The 21734-nt window shown below is 35.6% G+C and carries 21 protein-coding genes and 1 pseudogene; 8 read left to right on the forward strand and 14 right to left on the reverse strand.

The window, feature by feature from the left end; all coding sequences use genetic code 11:
* The first annotated feature begins 79 nt into the window (after positions 1-79).
* Positions 80-1213, forward strand: coding sequence for a PilT/PilU family type 4a pilus ATPase (locus tag AVJ19_RS00610; protein ID WP_111857906.1), 1134 nt, complete (start codon positions 80-82; stop codon positions 1211-1213).
* Positions 1214-1362: 149 nt separating this feature from the next.
* Here AVJ19_RS00610 and AVJ19_RS00615 read toward each other — a convergent pair whose 3' ends face one another.
* The 5 genes from AVJ19_RS00615 to AVJ19_RS00635 all read right to left on the reverse strand — a co-directional run bounded on the left by AVJ19_RS00615 (position 1363) and on the right by AVJ19_RS00635 (position 4869).
* Positions 1363-1545 (reverse strand): hypothetical protein, encoded by a 183-nt coding sequence (locus tag AVJ19_RS00615; protein ID WP_228203257.1) that lies wholly within the window; start codon positions 1543-1545, stop codon positions 1363-1365.
* A 205-nt stretch (positions 1546-1750) separates the two neighbouring features.
* Positions 1751-1978, reverse strand: a complete 228-nt coding sequence (locus AVJ19_RS00620; RefSeq protein ID WP_111857908.1) for a hypothetical protein — start codon at positions 1976-1978, stop codon at positions 1751-1753.
* Positions 1979-2222: 244 nt separating this feature from the next.
* Positions 2223-3305 (reverse strand): tRNA (uridine(54)-C5)-methyltransferase TrmA, encoded by a 1083-nt coding sequence (gene trmA / locus AVJ19_RS00625; RefSeq protein ID WP_111857909.1) that lies wholly within the window; start codon positions 3303-3305, stop codon positions 2223-2225.
* A 93-nt stretch (positions 3306-3398) separates the two neighbouring features.
* On the reverse strand, positions 3399-4298 hold the full coding sequence (locus tag AVJ19_RS00630) for a LysR family transcriptional regulator (protein ID WP_111857910.1): 900 nt from the start codon (positions 4296-4298) through the stop codon (positions 3399-3401).
* 151 nt (positions 4299-4449) lie between these two features.
* On the reverse strand, positions 4450-4869 hold the full coding sequence (locus AVJ19_RS00635; protein ID WP_111857911.1) for a guanosine-3',5'-bis(diphosphate) 3'-pyrophosphohydrolase: 420 nt from the start codon (positions 4867-4869) through the stop codon (positions 4450-4452).
* 128 nt (positions 4870-4997) lie between these two features.
* Here AVJ19_RS00635 and AVJ19_RS00640 point away from each other — a divergent pair, with 128 nt between their 5' ends.
* Positions 4998-5336: a hypothetical protein gene (locus AVJ19_RS00640; RefSeq protein WP_111857912.1), complete on the forward strand. Its 339-nt coding sequence runs from the start codon at positions 4998-5000 to the stop codon at positions 5334-5336.
* Between the two features lie 118 nt (positions 5337-5454).
* Here AVJ19_RS00640 and AVJ19_RS00645 read toward each other — a convergent pair whose 3' ends face one another.
* The gene (locus AVJ19_RS00645; protein WP_162626511.1) at positions 5455-6588 is read right to left on the reverse strand and encodes an SEL1-like repeat protein; all 1134 of its coding nucleotides are present in this window, start codon (positions 6586-6588) and stop codon (positions 5455-5457) included.
* A gap of 191 nt (positions 6589-6779) precedes the next feature.
* Between AVJ19_RS00645 and AVJ19_RS00650 the strand changes: the two genes are divergently transcribed.
* Positions 6780-7997: an acyl-CoA dehydrogenase gene (locus tag AVJ19_RS00650; RefSeq protein ID WP_111857914.1), complete on the forward strand. Its 1218-nt coding sequence runs from the start codon at positions 6780-6782 to the stop codon at positions 7995-7997.
* A 496-nt stretch (positions 7998-8493) separates the two neighbouring features.
* Here AVJ19_RS00650 and AVJ19_RS00655 read toward each other — a convergent pair whose 3' ends face one another.
* On the reverse strand, positions 8494-8958 hold the full coding sequence (locus AVJ19_RS00655; RefSeq protein WP_111857915.1) for a MarR family winged helix-turn-helix transcriptional regulator: 465 nt from the start codon (positions 8956-8958) through the stop codon (positions 8494-8496).
* A gap of 889 nt (positions 8959-9847) precedes the next feature.
* Here AVJ19_RS00655 and AVJ19_RS00660 point away from each other — a divergent pair.
* The gene (locus AVJ19_RS00660) at positions 9848-11383 is read left to right on the forward strand and encodes a TerC family protein (RefSeq protein WP_111857916.1); all 1536 of its coding nucleotides are present in this window, start codon (positions 9848-9850) and stop codon (positions 11381-11383) included.
* A gap of 95 nt (positions 11384-11478) precedes the next feature.
* On the opposite strand, the gene AVJ19_RS00665 is transcribed toward AVJ19_RS00660, so the two are convergent.
* Positions 11479-12336: an alpha/beta fold hydrolase gene (locus AVJ19_RS00665; protein ID WP_111857917.1), complete on the reverse strand. Its 858-nt coding sequence runs from the start codon at positions 12334-12336 to the stop codon at positions 11479-11481.
* A gap of 154 nt (positions 12337-12490) precedes the next feature.
* Here AVJ19_RS00665 and AVJ19_RS00670 point away from each other — a divergent pair, with 154 nt between their 5' ends.
* Positions 12491-12949, forward strand: coding sequence for a hypothetical protein (locus AVJ19_RS00670; protein ID WP_111857918.1), 459 nt, complete (start codon positions 12491-12493; stop codon positions 12947-12949).
* A gap of 66 nt (positions 12950-13015) precedes the next feature.
* On the opposite strand, the gene AVJ19_RS00675 is transcribed toward AVJ19_RS00670, so the two are convergent.
* Together AVJ19_RS00675 and brnQ are read right to left on the reverse strand one after the other, a co-directional pair.
* Positions 13016-13261: a hypothetical protein gene (locus AVJ19_RS00675; RefSeq protein WP_111857919.1), complete on the reverse strand. Its 246-nt coding sequence runs from the start codon at positions 13259-13261 to the stop codon at positions 13016-13018.
* A gap of 464 nt (positions 13262-13725) precedes the next feature.
* Entirely contained in the window at positions 13726-15018 is a 1293-nt protein-coding gene (gene brnQ / locus AVJ19_RS00680; protein WP_111857920.1) for a branched-chain amino acid transport system II carrier protein, read from the reverse strand.
* Between the two features lie 339 nt (positions 15019-15357).
* On the opposite strand from brnQ, the gene map reads away from it, so the two are divergent.
* Entirely contained in the window at positions 15358-16152 is a 795-nt protein-coding gene (gene map, locus AVJ19_RS00685; protein WP_111857921.1) for a type I methionyl aminopeptidase, read from the forward strand.
* Positions 16153-16503: 351 nt separating this feature from the next.
* A complete protein-coding gene (locus AVJ19_RS00690; protein ID WP_111857922.1) occupies positions 16504-17079 on the forward strand; it encodes a DUF4274 domain-containing protein in 576 nt (191 codons plus the stop codon).
* Positions 17080-17095: 16 nt separating this feature from the next.
* Here the strand turns inward: AVJ19_RS00690 and AVJ19_RS00695 are convergent.
* The 4 genes and pseudogenes from AVJ19_RS00695 to AVJ19_RS00710 all read right to left on the reverse strand — a co-directional run bounded on the left by AVJ19_RS00695 (position 17096) and on the right by AVJ19_RS00710 (position 21145).
* A pseudogene (locus AVJ19_RS00695) lies at positions 17096-18269 on the reverse strand (benzoate/H(+) symporter BenE family transporter).
* Positions 18270-18396: 127 nt separating this feature from the next.
* The gene (leuE, locus tag AVJ19_RS00700) at positions 18397-19047 is read right to left on the reverse strand and encodes a leucine efflux protein LeuE (protein ID WP_111857923.1); all 651 of its coding nucleotides are present in this window, start codon (positions 19045-19047) and stop codon (positions 18397-18399) included.
* A 126-nt stretch (positions 19048-19173) separates the two neighbouring features.
* Positions 19174-20163 carry a transaldolase gene (gene tal, locus AVJ19_RS00705; RefSeq protein ID WP_111857924.1) on the reverse strand — a complete coding sequence of 330 codons (990 nt, stop codon included), beginning with the start codon at positions 20161-20163 and terminating at the stop codon, positions 19174-19176.
* Positions 20164-20254: 91 nt separating this feature from the next.
* Entirely contained in the window at positions 20255-21145 is an 891-nt protein-coding gene (locus tag AVJ19_RS00710; protein WP_111857925.1) for a LysR family transcriptional regulator, read from the reverse strand.
* A 120-nt stretch (positions 21146-21265) separates the two neighbouring features.
* On the opposite strand from AVJ19_RS00710, the gene aceI reads away from it, so the two are divergent.
* The gene (aceI, locus tag AVJ19_RS00715; RefSeq protein WP_111858024.1) at positions 21266-21688 is read left to right on the forward strand and encodes a chlorhexidine efflux PACE transporter AceI; all 423 of its coding nucleotides are present in this window, start codon (positions 21266-21268) and stop codon (positions 21686-21688) included.
* Positions 21689-21734: the final 46 nt, after the last annotated feature.

Raw genomic sequence — 21734 nt, forward strand, 5'->3', positions numbered from 1 at the left:
CACGAAAAAATTAGTCGCTATTTATACAAGATAAACCGATTAAAAAAATGATTCATTTTAAAACAAAATTGGGGAAAAGATGTATACCGCAGAGTTACTACAAGAAGCACAACGCTATATGTTTCACATGCTGAGTAAGGTGGTTGAATTTGGAGGGTCAGATCTGTTTATTTCAGCAGATTTTCCACCAAGCATTAAACACCAAGGCTTGATGAAATCTTTAGGGCAGCAAGCATTAACCGCAGAAAAAACAAAGCTTTTCGCTTATAGTTTAATGAATGCAAAGCAACGTCAAGATTTTGAAAATGATCTTGAATGTAATTTTGCCATTAGCGTACCCAATGTTTCACGTTTCCGTGTCAATGTTTTTCAACAACAATTACAAGTTGGCATGGTGATTCGTACCATTACTGCCGAAATTCCAAATTTTACCAAACTCAAATTACCTGAATCACTCAAACATGTGATTATGGAAAAACGAGGTTTAGTTTTGGTGGTGGGTGGAACAGGTTCAGGGAAGTCAACATCCTTGGCAGCGATGATTGACTATCGTAATGAAAATTCAGCAGGACATATCATTACCGTTGAAGACCCCGTGGAATATGTACATAAGCATAAAAAATCCATGATTACTCATCGTGAAGTCGGGGTAGACTGTCATACTTGGCACAACGCACTGAAAAATACTTTACGTCAAGCACCAGATGTCATTTTAATTGGCGAAATTCGTGATACAGAAACGATGGAGCATGCGATAGCCTTTGCTGAAACAGGGCATCTCTGCTTAGGGACTTTACATGCCAATAATGCTAACCAAGCCTTAGATCGTATTATTAACTTTTTCCCAGAAGAACGCCGTAACCAATTATTGATGGATTTGTCATCTAATATGAAAGCCATTATTTCACAGCGTTTGATTCGTACTGAAAATAATGCTGGACGTAGAGCTGCAGTTGAGATTTTACTAAATACACCTTTAATTTCAGATATTATTTTAAAAGGTAATTTCCATGAGATTAAAGAAATTATGACTAAATCACGTGAATTGGGCATGCAAACTTTTGATCAGGCTTTGTTTGATTTATATGATGAAGGAGTCGTGAGTTATGATGAAGCCTTACGCAATGCAGATTCTACCAATGAATTACGTTTACAGATTAAACTAAAAAGTACACGAAATAATAAAAATGTGATGGCTTCCGTTGCAAATTAAGTTAGATAGTAAGAGTACATGGAAAATGTTTCTAGTTACCTCTTATTAGTAAAAAATCGAGGCTTAAATCATCATTTGCCTTAAAATTAGATGAATAATGACGTTCCATGATAGGAGCGTCATCGTTTAAATAAATTTAAAATAAAAAATTATTTCGCCATACTTAAAATAGAAGACTGTGTTTTACATACTTGAATCGCTTCTTCTTTATTCATTTTATTGACTTCATCTTCAAATGCCTTTTTCTGATTTTTAATCGCATCTTCAGGAATGCCACTGGTTTTTGCCATTTTTTCAATGTGCTGCCATGATTCCTCACATTCTTTCGGCATGCTACTCCCACTACATGCACTGAGAAATAGACTACTAGTCATGAGAATTAGATAGATTTTTTTCATTGTTTTGGCTCGGTTTTGTTAAAAGTTATAAATGATCATTGGGTTGGTCAGGATGATCTACCTTTACATTAGCATAATTAAAAAAAGCTGCACATTAAAAAAGGCATTCATTGTGAATACCTTTTTGTATCATCCATCGCTATTGAATCGGTGGATGCTGAAGTTCATTTAGCTCTTTACGACTAAAGCCTCGAGAGATGAGAACTTTTTTAATTCCAAGAATTGTATCTTCATCTTTTGCCTTAGATAAAGCAACCAGAAGTTGATCATTGGATTTACAAGAGCAATCATTTTCTACACAAGCAATTTGATTTTTATGTTCATTTTGCTGTGTATCTGTATTAAACAGCTTTTGCCAAAAACTCATAGAGCCTTCTAACGCAACCTAACATAGTCTGAAATATAGAGGGTTTAAAATAAAATACAAGCCATGCAAAGGTCTAGTTAGCGGAAAATGACCATAATTTTAACGATTATAAACTATAAATTTAACGGAAATATGACAGGATTTGATTGCAATGAACAATAAACAATTGATAATGCATCCAAATTTAAATATTAAAAAAATAGGCTACGTGAAGATAGCCTAAACTAAGTTTGAAATAAATTGTTTAAATCTTTTCGAGTAATACACCAGATTCGACATGGTGGGTGTATGGGAATTGATCAAATAATGCAAATTTTTGGATTTTATGAGTTTGGCTCAAGACTTCTAAATTTTCAAATAAAGTATCAGGATTACATGAAATATAAAGAATACGTTCAAAACCTTGTAAAAGTTTTAAGGTATCTATGTCGATGCCTGCACGTGGCGGATCAACAAAAACAGTATCGAAGTCGTAGCTTGAAATCTCAATTTCAGCTTCTTGCAAACGGCGGAATTCACGTTCACCTTGATAGGCTTGGGTGAATTCTTCGGCAGACAAACGTGCAACTTGGATATTCTGGATTTGATTTTGTTCGATATTCCACTGTGCAGCATACACAGATGACTTTGCAAGTTCAGTGGCAAGCACACGGCGAAAATGTAATGAAAGTGGTAGGGTGAAATTACCATTACCACAATAAAGTTCAAGCAAATCTCGTTCAGATTGTTCAGCTGCTTTACATGCCCATTGCAACATTTTTTGGCATACTTGTGCATTGGGTTGGGTAAAGCTACTTTCGATTTGTTTGTATTTAAATTTACGTTCAAAGACTTGTAATTCTTCAACGACAAACTCATCGCTAAGCACAACTTTTTGACCACGACTGCGACCAACAATTTTAACATTCAGTTTGTCTGCCAGTTGCTTGGCAAGAATTTGCCATTCTTCACTCAGTGCAGCACGATAGACCAAAGAAACCAACATTTCGCCTTTTAGAGTTGCAAGGAAATGCACTTCAAATAAACGTTTAGATAGAATTTCATTGCTTTTTAGTTCAGCCAATAAAATTGGCATCAATATATTGATGCTTTGGTCTGCGATTGGAAATTCATCAATGCGAACAACCGTTTTTTGTTGATCAGCATCACGTTCAAACATGGCATAGAACATATCATCTTCGGTATGCCAAATTCGGAATTCTGCACGCATACGAAAGTTTTGTTCAGGAGAAGCAAAAACTTCTAATTCTGGTGGATTGAATTTGCTAAATTGATTGCGAATACGCTCAATTTTGGCATCGAGCTGAAGCTGATAAGTTGAAGTCATATAAATTCGAAAAGACAAGTTTAAAGCAGCTAGAATGGTAACAAAGTTTAGTCAAATTAGCTGCAACAAACTGCGATTCAAAATCAGGAAATGCTATCTTTTTGTTAAATGCTCAACCAAATAGTCGATAAATACTCGTACAGCAGGCAATAAGCCACGGCGCGATGGATAAACTGCATGGAAAATCCCTTGAGGCACTTTCCAGTTAGGTAAAACTCTCACCAATTGCCCAGTTGCAACATAATCTTCGACCACAGAGTCGGGCAGCAGTACCACACCACAATTTTGGCTAGCAAGTTTGGCGAGCATAAGTAAGTCTGAACCCATGATGACGGGGTTAACCTTGACTTTCTTTTGATGACCTTCTTCATCATGCAATACGATTTGTTGGTCTATATGTTCATCCATCATACTTAAAATACGATGTTCAGATAAATCTTCAGGTTTATTCAACATACCAAACTCATTTAAATAGGCTTGGCTAGCAAATAAATGCTGTTCAATATGCTCAAATTTTCGTAACACTAGATTTGGATCATCATCTAAGTTGTCACGAACACGTAGTGAAATATCAATCCCTTCATTAATAATATCAACACGGCGATTGCTGACTAAAAGTTGAACTTTAATTTCAGGATAATCTTTTAAAAACTTCGGTAAAATACGTGAAATTTCATTTTGTGCGATGGAAACAGGCACACTGACTTTAATCAAACCACGAGGTTGTTCACTGAGATGGTCGACCAAATCATGCGCAGACTGGGCAGCATTCATCATCACTTGCGCATAACGATAAATATTCATGCCAATTTCTGTAACAGCAAAATGTCGAGAACTGCGTTGAATTAACCGAACATTTAAGCTTTCTTCTAAATTATAAACACGGCGACTGAGTTTTGATTTAGGAATATCTGTTGCACGTTCTGCTGCACTAAATCCACCATGTTCAACAACCAATGCAAAACAGTAAAAATCATCTAAATCAGTGAGCATTCATGATTCCAAAATTGTGAGAATAATATATTCTAAAAATAGTTCGTGGTTTTTTGTCAATGCATAAAATGTGTAGCAATTTTTGCTTCATTTTAAAAATGAGAAATTAGCTCTGTAGATTTTATACAATCAAGCGTGATCACGACAGTATTTAAGAGGTCAATATAGCATGAACTTTCTTGTATTCTTCCAAGCGTTGTAAATCCCTTGGGCTAGGCTGTGGAATACGAGATAAATCCATATTATCACTGACATCTGCCAACTTGACTGCACGAGCAATCGGGTTTTGATGGGCACGATGTGCCGCATCAATACGACTTTCACCTGATTTTTTAGTCAAGGCAATAATTGCATCAATGATTTCTTGTTCAAAGCCTAAAGAAATTAGGTCAACAACTGTGGTATCTGTATCTTCTAAAATATCATGCAGTACTGCCACAATTTGTTGTTGTGGCGTGTTGACTTTGAACATCAAACGTAAAGGATGAAAAATATAGGGGTGATTGCCTTTGTCTACTTGTCCTGCATGTTTTTTTGCTGCTAAAGCGATGGCTTTTTCGATGGTTGACATAAAATCCTTGTAGTTAATTTGAATGAAATTGCTGTTATTTTAAAGTGATTAAATCATTCTATAGCGATAAGCATTTCGAACTATAGAAAAACTCGTTTAAACTAGACTTTTATTTTGTGCTGAAAAACATGGCTTTTCAACTGATTGAACTCAATAATACTGAACAAAATGTAACATGTCCTTATTGTCAGCAGGCAGTCTTGGACTGGTCGCAAGAACAATACATTCAACCTTGTGAACATACTTTATTTATTGCTATGGATTTGGGCTTTGAATTTATTTCAGATGCCTTTGAACAAAGTATGCCTCGTAGTGTAGATGAAATTCATGCCAATGATGAGCAAGGCATTCATATTTTTGCGGAAATATCACAAGCGACTTTTGCAGATTATCAAATGTTTAAAATGGATCTGGGTGTAGAAGGGCTGTATCGTTATATTGGATTTAGCCCGAATATTGTAAATTAATGCACGATAAAGTATATGAAATATGCAACAAAATAACGAGCTTGTGCGTAGCTTATTTTGTTGCATTGTACTTTAGAATTTATAAAGAATTATCCGTAAAATGGTGAAGTAGATAGCATTATTCTTGATTCATTTGTTGATTCATACGTAATAATGTACCCCAATATTCTGCTTTTTTAGGGTCTTTGGGAATGCCAATACCCTCATCATAAATTTTAAATAGCTGCTGTTGTGCCTCATGATTGCCATTTTCGGCAGCCAATTTGTAATATTTAAATGCTAAAATTTTATTGGGTTTGGTTTCTGTTCCTTCGGCATAAAGTTTGGCTAACTCAAGTTGACTGCCAACATGCTCTAAATCACTGCCTTTTTTAAACCATTCAATGGCTTTTTTCACATCTTTCGGGCGACCCTCGCCGTATAAAAATAAATTGCCTAAATTGTAGTGTGCCGTAGGATTTTCGAGTGCAACACTTTTAGACAACCATTCAAAAGCTTTTTGATAATCAACATTTTGATCCGATTCACCTGTGGAATAGAACACACCTAAATGGTTCATGGCATCATCATGCCTTTGTTCAGCAGCTTGTTGTAAATATTTCTGAGCCAAAGCATCATTGGCTTTAATTTCATTAAACCCATATAAATAGAAATAGCCTAGGCGGAACTGCGCTTCACGATCTTTTTGCTCAGCCGCTTTTTTATACCAATATTCTGATTGTTTTGCATTTTGATCAAAGCCATCATAACAACCTAAACGGAAATAATCAGCTAAAATTAACTGAGCATCCAAATAGCCATTATGAGCAGATTTTTCATACCATTTTAATGCTTGTTTGGCATCATAGCCTTTATAGGTATCGTCATGATAAATCGAGGCCACATTAAATTGAGACATGGCAAGCCCTTGATCAGCTGCTTTGCGAAACCATTTCATCGCAACGTCATTGTCTTCTTCAACACCTCGACCATGATCATAAAGATATCCAATACTATTCATGCCATAGACATCACCCGCATTGGCTGCTTTTATCGCCCATTGCATAGACAGTTGATTATCAAAAAAACTGCTGTCTTCTTCCATATATAATCGTGCAAGTTGACCTTGTGAAGCGACATCACCTGCATTGGCTTGGGCGGATAAAATTTTAAATGCATGATCGAGCTGCTCGGTATTATTTTCGGCAATGCCTGTTTGGTAAACAAGTAGGGGATTATCATAAGCAAAACTTGCGGTATTTGTTGTCAGCAATAGGCAACTTAAAAATGAGCTTATTAAAATATTTTTTATCATAATCATCGTGTTAAAGTTGTAAAAATGTACGTGGAATATAGCAAAAAAATCTAAGCTATAAAAAATGTAGTTTTAGGTTTTTGTAAGCAATGCTACTGTTTATCGTGCAAATATGGCTTTAACACAATATAGGATTTGCAGAGGACGCAATGAATCAAATATCGAATTCAACGAAAAAATCGCATGCACCATTTAATTGGCAAGACCCATTTTTGATCGAGCAACAGCTAACTTCTGAAGAGCGTATGATTCGTGATGCAGCAGCGGCTTATTCACAAAATAAACTTATGCCTCGAGTGTTAGAACAATTTCGTCATGAAAAAACAGATGTTTCAATTTTCCGTGAAATGGGTGAGTTGGGTTTATTGGGTTCAACTATTCCAACACAATATGGTGGTGCAGGTTTAAATTATGTCAGTTATGGTTTGATTGCACGTGAAATTGAACGTGTTGATTCAGGTTATCGTTCAATGGCAAGTGTACAAAGCTCATTGGTGATGGTACCCATCAATGAATTTGGTTCAGAACAACAAAAACAAAAATATTTACCAAAACTTGCAACAGGGGAATATATCGGTTGTTTTGGTTTAACAGAACCAGATCACGGCTCAGACCCAGGCAGTATGATTACCCGTGCTAAAAAAGTAGATGGTGGTTATCGCCTCTCGGGTGCAAAAATGTGGATCACCAATAGTCCAATTGCAGATGTATTTGTGGTTTGGGCGAAAGAAGTGTCTGCTGAAGGTAATGTCGGAGAGATTCGCGGCTTTATTCTAGAAAAAGGTTGGGAAGGGCTTTCAGCACCTGTAATTCACGGTAAGGTTGGTCTACGTGCTTCGATTACAGGTGAAATCGTGATGGATAATGTCTTTGTTCCAGAAGAAAATGCATTTCCTGACGTTCGTGGATTAAAAGGACCATTTACCTGTTTAAATAGCGCGCGTTACGGTATTGCTTGGGGGGCAATGGGAGCCGCAGAATTTTGTTGGCATACAGCACATCAATACACAATGGATCGTAAACAGTTTGGTCGACCATTGGCAGCCAATCAATTGATCCAAAAGAAACTTGCAGATATGCAAACGGAAATTGCATTGGGTTTACAGCTTGCTTTACGTTTTGGTCGTATGAAAGACGAAGGTATTGCTTCTGTTGAAGGAACTTCATTAATCAAGCGTAATAACTGCGGTAAAGCCCTTGATATTGCACGTGTTGCACGTGATATGATGGGGGGGAATGGCATTAGTGATGAGTTCGGTGTTGCACGTCATTTGGTCAATCTTGAAGTGGTGAACACTTATGAAGGTACGCATGATGTCCATGCTTTGATTCTTGGTCGTGCCCAAACGGGTATTGCTGCATTCTAAGTATAAACTTATAGACAAAAAATTAAGCTGTTCATGGTTGAGCAGCTTAAAATTCGGTTTTTTATTTTAGTTAACATCTATTTTAAAGAATAGCTAAATAATTTGTATAAATAAGTAAACACTCAAAATCGTGATAATATAAAAGAAACTTCAACTATTATTAGTACGAGATATTTCATGCTTTTTAAATTTTAGTATGAAAAATATATGATCTACTAGAGTAATGTCATTCAATTGTCATTACTTTATTTTAAATTATTCTTACAAATAAATAGACCTAAAACTTTAGTATAAATTGTTGATTTGCATGAGCTAAGCAATATTAAATGTTCAATTATATTGATTGAATAAAAATATAGAATACAGGGTTAAGTGAGAAAAATCCAAATATTACACCATTGGTCAAAGACTTTTCTGTGAGAGTTTGAATGCTTTTATTGTCCCCAACAACATCAAGCAAAAAACTCATCACAGTTAAGCATGTTTGAAGAATAAATTAGCGAGATAAATTTTTAAAAATATGCTTCAAGCTTTCCATCGTTTTTTCGATTTGCAATGGGGTTAAACCTTCAAAAGACTGCTCTAAAACAACGCTCATCAAATCATTGATTTTGATGATCATCTGTTTACCAGCATCGGTCAAATTTACCCGTGTAATACGTGCATCTTGACTGCAAGAGTAAGTATTGACCAAGCCTTCATCTTTTAAGCGATAGACGATTTTAGTGGTCGTTGACATTTTAGAGACGATCATATCGGACAGTTCAGAAACACTTGCATCAGGTTTAGACTCAAGTGCGAGTAATAAACGGCGACGTGAGTTATCTACCCCATATTTTTTTAATGCATGGTCAACATTCAGTACGTATTGAGAATGAACTTGGGTAATCCAATAATACGGGAAGTCTTCCAAATTAAAATTTTCGGTTGTTGGTAAAAATTTTGAATATTTTTTGGTCATCAAAAAATTCCTTTGTTTTTTCTAATTATTAGCCAGATGTAATAACAATTGTAATAGTATTGTAAATTGATGTTGTAAATCAATATAAAAATAAAGAGATTCTGTTGAAAATGAGAAAATTATTAAGTTTTTATACATAATTAATCGAAATAGGAGTGTTGAATAAAATCTCAATATTATTCAAAATCACTATCACCGTCTTTATTTTGATTAAATCTATATATTACGGGTAGAATCAGTTGTTTAATTAGACTGATTTGATACAAAATTTACCATGATTGTGTCATAGGATTTTCTGTGAACAAGAAAAATGGGTAAATTTATTCTTGTTTTTATTCTACTCGATTACTTAGAGCGCATTCATCATTGTCTAATCTTTTTATATAATTTATCTGATTACTATACACCCGGTTAATGAAAGTGAGATATGTATCACGTATTTTAGGGGGCTTTGAACGTAATATATTTGACATAAAATAATAAAATATTTGTCGGAAAAGTCATAGTTTTAGAATTTATATCATTTTGAGCATAACTAAATATGAGTTGAGATTAATCTATTGATAATTAAGTTATAATATAATGTGGTGTATTGTATTGATAAGATTAATTTTTTTGAAATTAAATGATTAGTTTTTTGATTTTAAACGAAAATTTATATTTGTGTTGTAAAGGTGTATTTATTATACATTTTAATTAAAAAATCACTTAAAACTTGTATTTATTTGTAAAAAAATAAAAAAAATAATTACAAAATAGTCAGATTGTGCATAATTAAAAGCAATTAAGTTGAAAAGGTCTTATTCATGGATCCGTCGCCGTGTAGGTTAAAGTTGTTAAAATTTAAGTTATCTGTTGTAAATTATAATAATGAGCAGGAGATCTAATAATGGAATTTTTATTAGACCCTGGTATCTGGGTAGGTTTGCTTACTCTTATTGTTTTAGAAATTGTCTTAGGTATTGATAACCTTGTATTTATTGCCATTTTGGCAGAAAAACTTCCTCCAGAACAACGTGATAAAGCACGTGTCTTAGGTCTTTCACTCGCTTTAATTATGCGTTTGGGACTACTTTTTGCAATCTCATGGTTAGTGACATTAACTGAACCGTTGATTAGTGTTTTTGATAAAACATTCTCTGGTCGAGATCTAATTTTGTTATTTGGTGGACTTTTCCTTGTCTATAAAGCAGTCACTGAGCTGCATGAAAAAATGGAAGGTAAGCCTGAAGTTCAAGTAACAACCAATGTTGTTTATGCAAGTTTTGCTGCTGTTGTAACGCAGATTGTGATTCTAGATGCTGTATTCTCTTTAGACTCAGTCATTACTGCCATTGGTATGGTTGATAATATTTATGTCATGATGGTGGCGATGATTGTTGCGATGGCAGTCATGTTATTGGCTTCTAAACCATTAACAGCCTTTGTAAATCGACATCCAACAGTTGTAATCCTGTGTTTAAGCTTCTTATTATTAATTGGTATCAGCTTAATTGCAGAAGGTTTTGGTTTCCATATTCCAAAAGGTTATATCTATTCAGGTATTGGTGTTGCGATTGTAATTGAAGCATTCAACCAATTTACCAACCGTAATGCAGCGAAACACCAAGCTAAAATTCCATTACGTCACCGCACTGCAGATTCGATTTTGAAATTGATGGGCAGTAAATTAGATGCGGATGTTTCCGTATCACCAGAAACTATGGAAGCGCAAAAAACGTTCGTAGACGAAGAGCGTTATATGGTAGGTGGTGTGTTGACTTTGGCTGAGCGTAGCGTTGCTTCGATCATGACACCTCGAAATCAAATTTCGTGGGTCAACTTAGATGATGATGCTGAGAGTATTCGTGAACAAATTTTGTCAGTACCACATAGTTTATTTCCAGTGTGTCGTGGCCAATTAGACAAAGTTGTGACGATCGTTCGTGCCAAAGAGTTGATTGATGCTTTAGATGATCCTGAACAGTTACAGGCTTTAATTAAGCGTCAACGTCCAATTTTTATTTTTGAGAAAATGAAAGTTATTGATGCAATTCATACTTTGCGTACCTCAAAGGGTTCATTGGTTTTAGTAAGCAATGAGTTTGGTAATATTCAAGGTTTGATTTCACCATTGGATGTATTTGAGGCGATTGCTGGTGAATTTCCAGATGCTGATGAGCAGCTTGAATTAGTTAAAATTGATGAGCATACGTGGAAAGCATCAGGTATGTTGGATCTGTACCAACTTGAATTGGAGCTTGAAACAGTTGATTTGGTTCAGGAAGATTCAGGTTACTTCAGTGTTGCAGGTTTGATTTTTGACAAGGCTCAATCGGATGTCAAAGTAGGTACGCAAGTTGAAGTAGAAGGTGTGCATTTTGAAGTGTTGGAAATGGATGAAAACCGTATCAAAACTGTGAAAATTAGCTATACATCTATCTAATCGATTTAACTTTAAAATGCCTCAAAATTTGAGGCATTTTTCTTGTGTAATAAAAAAGCACTTAGTGCGGATTACAACACTAAGTGCGTAAACTTTTAAATTTCGAGTTCTTTGGCGATGATTGGCCAAATATTTTGGTGTGATTTTTTGAACATCAGCATATGTCCGATCTGTTTGTGTCCCAAATCTTGTGGTACAAGTTCATGCATTTTTGTTTTTGCATTTGGAAAAAGGCGAATTAAATCTTTCACATTGGCTTCAGTGGCTATTTCATCATCAGATGACCAAAATACGGTCATTGGTGAGGTGATTTCAGTGTGAAAATCTTCAAAAATAGTCTTACCTAAAGCATTTTCAACATAACCTGGACGACTACAGAACTGTGCCCATTGTTTTGCTACATTTTTCGGTAGATTTTCACCCATTCCCATCATTTTGGTTGCACCATAGCCTTTAAAAAGGCTAGAAATCGGGAAAATAACATTAAATAGAACAGGTGCAAGTTGTTTGGTTCGACCTTTTAAGCCTTTGACATGACCTGTTGAGCCTGAAATCGCGATGACTTTAGCAACTTTGGCAAAGTTTGGTGCAATTCCTAAAAGTTGACCACCTGCGCTATGCCCAAGCAAAATCACTTGTGATTTTCCAGTTTTACTGAGTAACGTTTCAATGGCAGCTGGAATATCAAGTTGTCCCCAATCTTGAATACTGGCTTCAGACTTTTTTAAAGGTCCGTGTAATGATGCGCCAATGCCACGAAAGTCAAAGACAAGGACTTGATGTCCTTGTTCATTTAACCACTCGGCGAAAGCACGATAAAAACTTTGTGTGATCCCTGTAGCAGGGCAGATGAGAATTGGTAGGTTATTGTTGGTGTGTGCAGTTTCATAAAACGCTGCACTGAGGCTATAGCCATCTTTGCAAGTAATGCTGAATTGTTCAGGTGTTTGCATAATTTTTAGAAAATAATAGAGTGAAATTATTTATACCATACACAAGTTCTAAAAAGAAACTTGTTGAAAATATGACTCTAAAGTCAGAAAATAAGTTAAAACCATTCAAATCAAGGCTACACTGAGCATATGATATTTGGATGTCAAAATAAAAATGGATTATTTACAATTTGCAGAATCAGTAAAAATTGCAATCATTTTCAGTGGTTTGTATCTCTGGATTGGAATGTTGACAGGTGTGTGGAAATATTTACAAATTCGTCAGTCATTACAATCACGGGCTCATTATTATGTGGATATTGCTCATCGAAGTAGCCTTTTGTATGCGCCAGCAACACTGATTCTGGCAGTCTTGGCTTATTTTTCGGTATGGTCAGAAAATTTAAATCTGATTTGTGTGGTGATTAATCTAATATTTTTTAGTTTTGCGATTGTCAGTTATATTTTACATGGCATGTTAAAAGACACGACGAATCAATTTAAAACACCACATCAGCTTGGAAAATGGCATTTACCAAAATGGATGATGAGCTTTGCAATGGTATTGTTGGTTTTGGGTGAGGTTTTAGCGACAGGAATGTTGTTGTTAGGTGTAATTTTAAATTTTTATTAATATTAAGATATTGTTTTTAAATGGTTTATTCTTCAACATGAAGATGGATGCTTAAGCATCCATCTGTTATTTAACTGAAGCTGCGGCTTTCGCAGATTTACGTGTCTTGTGATCAATCAATTCCCAAATGCAGAATGCAGCAGAAACGAATAAAGCATAAACAAAAAACTCAGGTTTTAAGTTGCCTTGAATCAGACTATGTAAAAATAAAATTGTCATCAGTGCAAAAGTTGTACTGAGATAAATGACCAGTTTTTTGTTCGCCTTCAAAGAATTAATGAAGACTTGCTTGTTTGAATGTAATGATAACATCCTCATCCCTCCTGTCTGCTCGACAAAAACCCTATTGTTTTGGTCTAGATTGCGTGGTTGATCCTTACCATAGCAAATTATTATTTCAAATGCAAATACCTCTATTATCTTAGATAAATGTGACATAATTATGACAATTTAATTTTAAGTATTTATTTTAAAAATGCTTAGAATTCGATAATAGCTCAATGTGTCTGATATATCACAAGTATTGCATGGATTTAACATACAGTATTGTTTATGTAATAGAAAGAGGAGATAGATGAAAGTCTATGAACCTCGAGTCAGACAAAAAATAGAAAAATGATGTTGTATGTACATTTATTTATATTGTGTGAGTCGATGAGCTGTATCGTTTTAGATTGTGTGCAAGCAATAAAAGCCCGTTGGGTAAACGCAACAATTATTGGGTGCTGTTAAAATCTATATTTGGGTAAAATAAGACCTTAGAACAATCATCAAAACTATTTTTTAACTTTGTCGATCACAACGAAAATTACTAAAACCACGCAAGAGGGAATAAGCCATGCAAGATTTTGTGCATTGAGTGGTAAGTGTTGAATTGCATCAGGCAAAATATCAGCAAAAGCAGTCACTTTAATGCCTTCGATAATTCCGAAAATAAATGAAATCGCGGTAACTGGTGCGATGACTAAACGTGGATTTTTAAAGTATTTCCAGAAAAAGCTCAACATAATCACCACAATCGCAGGTGGGTAAATTGCACTGAGTACAGGTACAGATACTGCAATGAGTTTGGTTAAGCCTAAGTTTGAAATAACTAAAGAAAAAGCAACGAGAATAAACACTAGAATTTTATAAGGAATTTTAGTGAGTAAGGAGAAATATTCAGCACAAGCACAGGTTAAGCCAATTGCTGTCACCATGCAGGCAAGGAAAATTAAAGCCGTAAGGAATAAAGAACCTAAGTCACCAAAAGCATGTTGCACATAGGCATGCAGGATCACTGCGCCATTACTTGCATTAGGGGCAACTTCATGGCTGCCTAGTCCGAGTTTAAATAAACTAAGATAAACTAAAGTTAAACCAACACCTGAAATCAAGCTGGCTATTACAGCATATTTGGTAATCAATTTCGGATCATTGACACCACGTGAACGGATTGCGTGAATGATCACGATCCCAAACACTAAAGCGCCGAGGGTATCCATGGTGAGATAGCCATTTACAAAACCTTCTGATACAGGGCTTGTGACATAACCATCAATCGCTGGTGGAATAAAGCCTGCAGGAATGACAAATGCTGCAATTCCTAAAATTGCCAATGAAATAATTTTCAATGGTGCAAGAATGTGACCAACTGTATCGAGTAATTTATTTGGGTAAAGTGAAACCAATGTCACAAATGCGAAATAGATAACACTATAAATCAGCAAGCTAGTACTTGAGTTGCCAAAATAAGAGGAGAAGCCTATTTCATAGGAGACTGTTGCAGTACGGGGTGTGGCAAACAGTGGACCAACTGAAAGATAGCAAACAACGGTCAGGAGTAAACTTGCGATTTTACCTAAAGGTGAGCTAAGAATGGCAATTGAGCCCTCAGTTTTTGAGAGCGCCATAATGGTGATAACAGGCAGACCAACAGCAGTGATCAAGAATCCAAATGCTGCTAACCACACATGCTCACCTGCTTGTTGTGCAACAATAGGTGGAAAGATAATATTGCCCGCCCCAATAAATAAGGCGAAAGTCATGAACCCTAAAGCAATAATATCCTTGGTACGGAGATTAGTCATAGGAGATGTGGCGTTACAAAAAACTGTAGATTTTAGGGGAAAAGTTGAGTGTTTTGTATTTTATTTTATAAAACGTATGAAATTTAATTATAGAAATATTCAAGTTTAAAGCGTTCAGTGTATTTATCTGAATGAAAACAATATACTTTTTCCTAAAATGTTTTTGTGAATTTATTTTAAATATTTGAATTATTTTATTTTTAATCGTGCTTATAATGAGCGCTTTTCGTATAGGATTTAGTGTTCTCATAAAGGAGAATGACTGAATTTCATCATACAGATTGCCCATTTTTTAGAGTTAAGGCATATAATAAACGCTTACATTTGAGGACAGAAGACATGAAAGCTTCAACTATCACAATTAAAACAGAACACGATCTTGAAAAGTTAAGGGTGTCTGGGCGTTTGGCAGCACAGGTTTTAGAAATGATAGGTCAATATGTAAAAGCGGGTGTGAGTACGGAATACTTAGACGATATTTGTAATGATTTTATTGTCAATACATTGAAAGTGATTCCTGCCAATGTGGGTTATTATGGTTACACTAAAACGACCTGTATTTCGCCAAATGAAGTCGTGTGCCATGGTATTCCATCTGCAAAAACCATTTTAAAAGAAGGTGATATCATTAATATTGATGTCGCGATTATTAAAGATGGCTATTTTGGTGATACCAGTCGTATGTATTATGTGGGAGAGGTGAGTCCTGCAGCGAAAAAATTGGTTGAAACTACATATGAAGCAATGGTTGCAGGAATTCATGCCGTAAAACCTGATGCGACACTTGGTGATATTGGCTATGCGATCCAATCTGTTGCACATCGTGAAGGTTATAGCATTGTTCGTGAGTATTGTGGTCATGGTATTGGAAAGGTTTATCATGAGCAACCGAATGTCTTGCATTATGGTCAACCTGGGCAAGGTTTGAAACTGAAAAAAGGCATGGTTTTTACCATTGAACCAATGATCAATGCTGGTAAGGCAGGGGTTAAAGAATTAAATGATGGTTGGACTGTGGTGACTAAAGATCGTTCTTTAACTGCACAATGGGAACATATGGTCTATGTAACTGATACTGGTTTTGAATTACTTTCACCTTGGCCTGAAGGTACAGGGACTTATCCTGAAATCTAAAACTAAAGTCTAATAAGATGGGTGTTTAAAGTTTGATTTTATGTTTTACATCTCATTTTATTTTTTATTTAAGATTTAGGTTCTGGTTTTTATCAAATTTTAAAATTTATTGATTGTTTTTAGGTCTAATATTATCGTTTTTAAGTATTTGTTTATTTATCAAGCAAAGCTTATTCTTAATCATAGATTCTAGCTGTAGTTTCTTTTTAATGTTTTTAAGTTTTCAAGCTTACCCATCCTAGGGTAAGCTTTTTTTTGTCTGCTTGTTGGGGATAGTTCAATTGTGTATTTTTTTCAATAGTATTTGGAGTATATTAAAATTATTCATAAATAATACTAAAGAATGATGTAATGAAAAAAATTACCATGAACCAATTGGAGTTGCTGATCCAATTTGTTTGGAGTGAATATTTGCATCAGGCATCTTCTGAAGATTTATACCAATCTGTCATCAGTTGCAACTGGGATAGTAATAATCACTTGTTAGATTGGATTATGCAAGATCAAACAGTAGATCAAGCGGTGATTTTAGCTGTTTATTGGATGAGTGATCCAACTTTTGCAAAGCGGTATATGCATAGAGAGGATGTGTTGGCTAAAGATAGTTGGTATGTTAATAATTTTGATTTTATTGAAAATTTGGAAGAAAAGTATATTAGAAATTTTTGGCACAATAATGAAATTGCGTTCAATCCAGCGCATGATCAAGATGGTGTGGATTGGACAATGACGTATGATAAATCAAAGGTTCTTCGTCCTATTTCTGAAAAAATGTTTATTGCATTAACTGGCAAAAAAATGTATCGAGATGAAAATTTTCAGGAAGGTCTGACGAAGTCATGGAATTCTAAAATTTGGATGATATTTGATGAACATGAAATTGTATTTACAGAGCATGCTCATCAACACAATCGATCAAAATCTTAAATTGGTTGGAGTGGGTTTAGTTTTTGGCTCTAAATTTAAAAATCAATGATACAACTAAACCAAAGAGTAAGCCCCAAAAAGCAGAGCCAATACCAAAAAATTGCACGCCTGAGGCACTAAATAAAAAAAGTGAGTAGAGCTGCTTCACGATCTTCTATAGAGTGAAAGGCGATAGCGATATTGTGGCTGATCGTGCCAAATAGAGCAATGCCTGCGAGGGCGGTAATAAATAAATGGGGAAATGACATCAAAATACTGGTGAGTGTTGCTGCAAACAATCCCATGATGATGTAAAAAATGCCGCAACTCATACCTGCGATGTAGCGTTTTGAAGGATCAGGGTGAACTTGATTGTCTAAGCTAATCGCAGCACTAATTGCAGCAATATTGACACTAAAACACCCAAAGGGCGCAAGAACTACTTGAGTTAGACCTGTCCAACCGATTAAATGTTTGACATGTGGTTGGTAGCCATAACTTTTAATCATGGCAAGCCCTGGCAGGTATTGTGATGCCATATTAATGACAAATAAAGGCAATGCTAAGCCTAAAAGTGCAGACCATGTAAATTCAGGTTTCATCCAAATCGGTTGTGCTAATGCTAAGTGAATATTGGTGGTTTTAAACTCCATAAATAATGGACAAATCATCACACCTAAAATCACTGTAATGACAATGCAATAACGTGGAAATAGGTGTTTGCTGATGATATAAACTGCTAAAATAGAAAGAATAAAGCCCCAGTCATTTTGCATGCTGGCAAATATTGCAATACCAAACTTAAGTAATACACCTGCAAGCATGGCACTAGTCAGACTTTGTGGAATATAAGTCAGCACTTTCTCAAAAATGCCTAAAAAGCCTAAAACAGCCGTCAGTAAGCCACAAATTAAAAATGCACCGATCGCCTCATATAAGCTATAACCACTACCCGATGCTAAGATTAGCGCTAGTCCCGCAGTTGACCATGAGGTTGCAACAGGATATTTAAATTTCCAAGATAAAAATAAACCACATGAGCCAATCGCTAAGCCTAATGCCCAAAACCAAGAGGTGATCTGTGCTGAATTTGCCCCTAAAAGTTGTGCAGCTTGAATGACCAAAACAGAAGAAACACTGATTCCAACTAAAAAGGTAATAAAGCCTGCAAATACCGCAGGAATAGAGAAATCTTGGAGGAGTTTTTGCATAATCCGTTGCTAAAATGGTGAGGTGATCTGAAAAGTATGTAAATCATACACCTTTGTAAGATTGATCAAAACTAAAAATAAATGAATAATTCTCAGTATGCGAATATTGGATAGGTTTTTAAGTGATTTACATGGTGGAAAATGCAAGTTTTAAACCAAAGCCACAAAATAATAGCCCAACAACAGCAACACCGACAGCAGCGATTTTATAACGGCGGTTGAAAAAATGTGCCAATTTAAAACCCGAAAAAATCAAAATACTTAAATACAGCATACTGGTGATCTGCACGATTACAGATAAAATTGCAAAGCTAATTGCGGGATAAGGATAATGAGGATCTACAAACTGAATAAAGAAAGAGAGATAAAATAAAATCGCTTTTGGATTGAGTAAGCTGATGGTCAGTGCAGTACGAAAAGGGTGTACGTGTTGTGATTCAGTTGTTTCAGAAGAATTAATTTTGGTATTTTGTACATTGCGCCATGTATGGTAACTAGCAATGATCAAGCGTATACCAAGATAAGACAGATAAGTTGCACCCACAATTTTCAGTAAAATAAATAACCATGGAAAAGTATGGAGTAATGACGCTGCACCCAGAATGGTACATAAAATCAGGATTAAATCACCTGTAAATACCCCCAAAGCTGCCAGATAGCCGACTTTGATCCCAAAGCGAGAAGCAATGGACATGGTATAGAGTGAGTTTGGACCAGGTAAAATGACAATGAAAATTGTACCAATAATAAAGGTGACAATATCGGTAATACCAAACACAGGCAGCTCACTTTATAGCAGAGTTTAGAATGAGGGGAATATAACAAAAGATAAAAAACCGAGTTGGATTATAAGCCCAAACTCGGTGGTTTTACATCAGAATAAATGCTAAATTTATTTTAAAACTTAGGCTTGAATCTCTGCATCTAAGCCAAAAGATTGGCGTAATAATGTTTGTAATTGCTCACGTGCTTTGATGAAACCATCAATACCAGACTGTAACAATTGGAACGCCATTAAATCATGTTGCAATTCTTGTTTAAACTGCGCTTCATCCAATGCTGTATAAACATGCTCTTGATGTGCATGTGCATGATTTTCTGAAATTTGTGCAGTCACTGTACGGGTATCTTGTTCAAGCTGTTGTAATAAACTTGGTGCAACAGTGAGTAGGTCACAACCTGCTAAGCCAAGCACTTGGTCAACACTACGGAAACTTGCACCCATCACTTCAGTTTTAATGTCATGCTGTTTGTAGAAATGATAAATTTGTTTTACAGAAAGTACACCAGGGTCTTTCTCAATTGGGTAATGATCGACATTTTCAGCTTTTTTGTACCAATCTAAAATACGGCCAACAAAAGGTGAGATCAAAGTGACATTGGCATCCGCACAGGCTTTGGCTTGATGTAAACCAAACAATAAAGTTAAATTACAATGAATGCCTTCAGCTTCCAACGCCTTTGCAGCTTGAATACCTTCCCAAGTTGAAGCGATCTTGATCAAAATACGCTTTTGATCTACGCCATATTCTTTATATAAAGCCAATAATTCTTTGGCTTTAGTAATAGTGGCTTCAGTATCATAAGACAATGCAGCATCGACTTCAGTGGAAACACGACCTTCAACAATTTTTAAAATTTCAGCACCTAACTTGACGGTTAAAATATCAATGGTGCGCTCAACCAATTGATCTGCTGTATAACCTTCTTTTTTTGCTTGAAAATATGCCGATTCAATCAGTTCTTTACTTTCAGGCTGTTGTGCTGCTGCGGTAATCAACGATGGATTGGTCGTTGCATCTAAAGGGCGAAACTGTTGAATCGCAGTTAAATCACCTGTATCGGCAACAATAGTGGTGAGTTGTTTTAGTTGCTCTAATGCTGATTGTGTCATTGCTGTTTAATTCTTAGATAAAAAATACGTGTAACTTTATTTATAACACAATGTGTTTTCAGCGAAAGTAGTTAAATAGTCGCAATACAAATTATTTTGTATGAATTCGTTGATTTCTGATGTGATCAATCAAAAAACGAGCAGCTTGCCCCAAATGACTTTCCCGATTCCATACCAAATCCACATAGTATTCAAACTTTGGTGTGAAATCCGCCAGATTTAAAATTTTCAAATTCTTTTTATATTGACTATTTTCCTCAAAAATTTGTAGGGGGAGTACACCCCAACCTAAGCCTTGTAAAATCATCGAACAGGCTAAATGATGGTTATCAGTACGCCAGTAATTTTTAGAATAGAGCAATTCGGGTTTAAGGCTTTTATCACGACTTGCCACCACGATTTGCCGACTTTGTAAAATATCTTCAAAACTCACCACTTCTTTTTGTGCAAGCGGAAAATGCTGTGCTGCCACAGGGACTAAAGCCTCCCGTTTAACTTCGACAAATTGTTCACGACTTTCTAAAATTTCACGTTCAAACATAAGGGCGAGTTGCGCTGTTTGATTGATTAACATTTTTAAAGCATCTTCCTGTGGTGCAGAAAAAATATTGATTTGTAAGGTTGGAAAATGTTCAGCAAGCAGGGCGATATATTCTGTCCAATCTGTATGTAAAAGCTCAGTTACCACGACAATATTGAGAGAAGTTTCCAAACCGTTGGCTAAAGCAAAAGCTTGTTGTTTCCATTGATTCATTTCAATCAGGAGTTGTTCTGTTTTTTCATATAAAACATGTGCTTGTGGTGTGGGAATGGGTTCACGTCCAACCCGTTCAAATAACTTGAGATCTAAATCAATTTCTAAATTGGCAATCGACATGCTGACCGCAGAGGGAACTTTACCCAGTTTGCGAGCAGCCGCAGAAAATGAACCACATTCCATCACGGCTTTAAAAATGCTGAGTTGTTCTTGGTTAATGTTCATGTGATTAGCTCAAGTGTTGAAATTGAATTTAATCTATCAATTTTATTGAAAGAATCTAACTTTATTATTCACTATTATGCACATAAAATCACCCTCATCGAAAATTTTAGAGTATTAAACATGTTGATTTCCAAGAGAAGGATTATTCATGCGCTCAGCTATGAAATCATCTTATTGGTGATCATTGCGATTGCATTGAGTTTTATTTTTGAAGTTCCAATGGAAGTGACAGGAACTTTGGGTGTGGCGATGGCAGTTACATCTGTGGTGTGGAATATGATTTTTAACCATTTTTTTGAGAAATTAGAAAAGCAACATCAGTTTAAAAGAACTGTTGGTGTGCGTATTTTGCATGCGATTGGTTTTGAGGGTGGTTTGATGTTGGCGACCATTCCGATGGTGGCGTATGCGATGGATATGAGTATTTGGCAAGCAATCTTGCTTGATTTGGGAATGACCTCGTGTATTTTGGTCTATACCTTTATTTTCCAATGGTGCTATGACACGATTGAAGCACGTTTAGGTTTTCAGCCTGCGCATTGATGGATGGCTTATACTCAAAATGAGTGAGTTCACTCATTTTGAGTAT

Source organism: Acinetobacter sp. CFCC 10889, assembly GCF_003268395.1.
Lineage (GTDB): Bacteria > Pseudomonadota > Gammaproteobacteria > Pseudomonadales > Moraxellaceae > Acinetobacter.